A 2,798-nucleotide genomic window follows, 5' to 3' on the forward strand; every position below is an offset into this window, starting at 1 on the left:
CGGTGCGGGCGGGTTGTTCAAAGCGTTTCGCACCATTCCCGTTATCCTGGAAATTATTGAAGATATGCGCGCGCTTTGCCCCAACGCCTGGCTGGTGGACTTCACTAATCCGGCCGGTATGGTAACGGAAGCCGCTATCAAATATGGTCACTGGGAAAAAACGGTAGGCTTATGCAACGTGCCTTTCAGCCATATTACTCAGGCCTGCGAACAGCTGGAGACAGAAGAAGCCGAACTGAATTTTAAGTTCGCCGGGCTGAATCATTTTCACTGGCACCGCGTCTGGGATAAGGCGGGGAATGAACGCACCGCCGAGCTGATTGATAAAATCTATGCGCCAGAACAGCGCGATCGCTCTGATGAAGGGCTTAAAAATATTCATCAGATCCCTTTCTATTACGAGCAGGTCAAACATCTTGGGCTGCTGCCGTGCGGCTATCATCGCTATTACTATTTGCAGGAGCCGATGCTGGCGCATGCCGTTGAAGAGTTTACCGGTTACGAAACGCGTGCCGAGGTAGTGAAAAAAACCGAAAAACGGCTGTTTGAACTCTATAAGGACGTGAACCTTAACTACAAACCAGCCGAGCTGAGCCAGCGTGGCGGCGCACACTATAGTGATGCGGCCTGCGATCTGATCGCCGCAATCCAGAACAACACGGGCAAACAGATGGTGGTCTCCACACGCAATAACGGCGCTATCGCCGATTTGCCTTTTGACTGCATTGTCGAAGTCACCGCGGCCATTACCGCGCATGGCCCGGAGCCTTTGCGTTGGGGGGCGCTGCCGCCTGCCGCACGCGGCATGATTCAGCTGATGAAAGCCATGGAGGAAACCACTATCGAAGCCGCCGTCACCGGCGATTACGGCGCAGCGCTCCATGCATTTACCATCAATCCGCTGATCCCGGCTGGCGATACCGCCATCAAGGTGCTGGATTCGTTACTGTATGCACATAAAGCGTATCTGCCCAAATTTGCTGAAAAAATAGCGCAAATAGAACGGGATAAACCAGAAATCGTTGCGTTTGTCGACCAGCTGCTGGCTGACCGTGAGGCGCATGCCTGATAGTCTTTGCCTGCCGTCCATGCTGGTCGGCAGGCCTGTAAAACGTCTGATGCCTGCCCGATGTCACCGCTGTTCAGCTGCTCCCCTTGTTAATAAATAAAGGCATCATGCCTGCGAAACGTTAGAAAGAGGTGTTCTCTCTGGATCGGAAAGAAGCCATTCAACGTCGTGGCTGGTTTTTTGGCGCGCTCAACGATTTGTTTATTGCACTGGTTTTCTGACGGGAGCCTGCTGTTCTGGGGCGATTCACTGATGATCGGTAAGGGCTGGCTGTGTATGGCAGCACTATTCAGCTGTTAACGGCGTGCGATTACTGAATCCGTGCTTATAAAGCCGTTATAAAAGGCGCAATCTTGCTGTGTCAGGTCTTTGCCATGCTGATAAATGCTTGCGCCTTGATAAAAAAATCACGTGGGGGGTGCTCTGAAAATAAAATCAGTAAGAGCAATAGCCGCCTTTGTGATGGGAACCGGTACCGCCATGGGGGTGTTGTCCCTTAGGACAGGCAAACGCCGAGGCGGACAGCGTACCTGCCAGGGCAACCACTAAAAGCAAGATCGTTTTTCTCATCTCTGTTCTCTTTAGGTAACGAAGAAAAGATAATATACGCTTATAAATAGCAATAAGAATCCTGATAAAAAAACAGTATTTTTACGGGTGTCCTGCTGATGCAGCCCGGATGCATTGGCGGCTGTAAAATAAGCAGCCTTAATCAATAAAGACCCGTTACGCAAACATGACCCTCTGCTCCGGCCATGCTAAGAAAAAACCGGGCGGATCCGTTTTTTTTCACTGCTACGCTTAACGGACAGGAGGAAACTATGTGCGGACGTTTTACTCAATACCAATCCCGTGAGGCTTATCTGGAAGCCTTTAACACTACCCTGGCGCGAGATATCGCTTACGATCCTGAGCCGCTTGGCCGCTACAACGTGGCACCGGGTACGCGTGTCCTGCTCCTTAACGAGCGTGACGCAACCCTCCATCTTGACCCGGTTCATTGGGGATACCGCCCGGCCTGGTGGCACAAGCAGCCGCTGATCAATGCCAAATCGGAAACGGCGGCGACCGGAAAAATGTTTAAGCCGCTGTGGCACAGCGGACGGGCGATAGTGATGGCTGACGGCTGGTACGAATGGAAACGCGACGGCAGTAACAAGCAGCCTTACTTTATTTATCATCAGCGCAGCGAGCCACTTTTTTTCGCGGCTATCGGAAAAGCGCCGTATGACAAAGAGGATGAAGGTTTTGCGATCGTGACGGCCGCCAGCGATAAAGGATTGCTGGATATCCACGATCGTCGTCCGCTGGTATTGACGCCCGAAGCGGCGCTTGCCTGGATGAGTGGAAAAACCACCGCGGAGCAGGCCAGCGGGATAGCAAAAGAAGGGGCAGTACCGATCGACGAATTCGCCTGGCATCCGGTGAGTAAAGCTGTGGGAAATATCAAAAATCAGCGTGCCGATCTGATCGAGGAGGTTGAACCCGCCTGATGTTGTGGGCAGGGCGATAGGGTAGTGATTTGCGGTCAGACACGCGACGCCTAAAGCGTCAGAGCAGGGGCGGTAAGGTAACGGTTAACTGCATGCAGCCAGAGACGTGAAGACCGAAAGCATCAGGGCAGGGTGATATGGTTACGATTAGCCTCGGTCAGACACGCAAGACTGAAAGCGCCAGAGCCGGACGGTAAAGTGATTGCGGTCAGACACGCGACGACTAGAGCATCAGA

3 protein-coding genes are annotated in these 2,798 nt (G+C 52.6%); 2 read left to right on the forward strand and 1 reads right to left on the reverse strand.

Annotation, left to right across the window (positions count from 1 at the left end; translation table 11 throughout):
- Positions 1-1,069: 6-phospho-beta-glucosidase (locus tag RTK32_RS20835; RefSeq protein WP_312047275.1), on the forward strand; the 1,069-nt coding region annotated here is incomplete at its 5' end.
- A 435-nt stretch (positions 1,070-1,504) separates the two neighbouring features.
- Here RTK32_RS20835 and RTK32_RS20840 read toward each other — a convergent pair.
- Positions 1,505-1,639 carry a hypothetical protein gene (locus RTK32_RS20840; RefSeq protein ID WP_312047276.1) on the reverse strand — a complete coding sequence of 45 codons (135 nt, stop codon included), beginning with the start codon at positions 1,637-1,639 and terminating at the stop codon, positions 1,505-1,507.
- Between the two features lie 251 nt (positions 1,640-1,890).
- On the opposite strand from RTK32_RS20840, the gene RTK32_RS20845 reads away from it, so the two are divergent.
- Complete coding sequence (locus RTK32_RS20845; RefSeq protein WP_312047278.1) at positions 1,891-2,562, forward strand: SOS response-associated peptidase family protein; 672 nt, start codon at positions 1,891-1,893, stop codon at positions 2,560-2,562.
- Positions 2,563-2,798 lie beyond the last annotated feature (236 nt).

The organism is Erwinia sp., assembly GCF_031978025.1.
Classification (GTDB): Bacteria; Pseudomonadota; Gammaproteobacteria; order Enterobacterales; family Enterobacteriaceae; genus Erwinia.

Excerpts from the sequence above, each read along its gene's own strand:
- RTK32_RS20840 (WP_312047276.1), bottom strand. The coding sequence starts at position 1,639 with ATGAGAAAAACGATCTTGCTTTTAGTGGTTGCCCTGGCAGGTACGCTG.
- RTK32_RS20845 (WP_312047278.1), top strand. The coding sequence starts at position 1,891 with ATGTGCGGACGTTTTACTCAATACCAATCCCGTGAGGCTTATCTGGAA.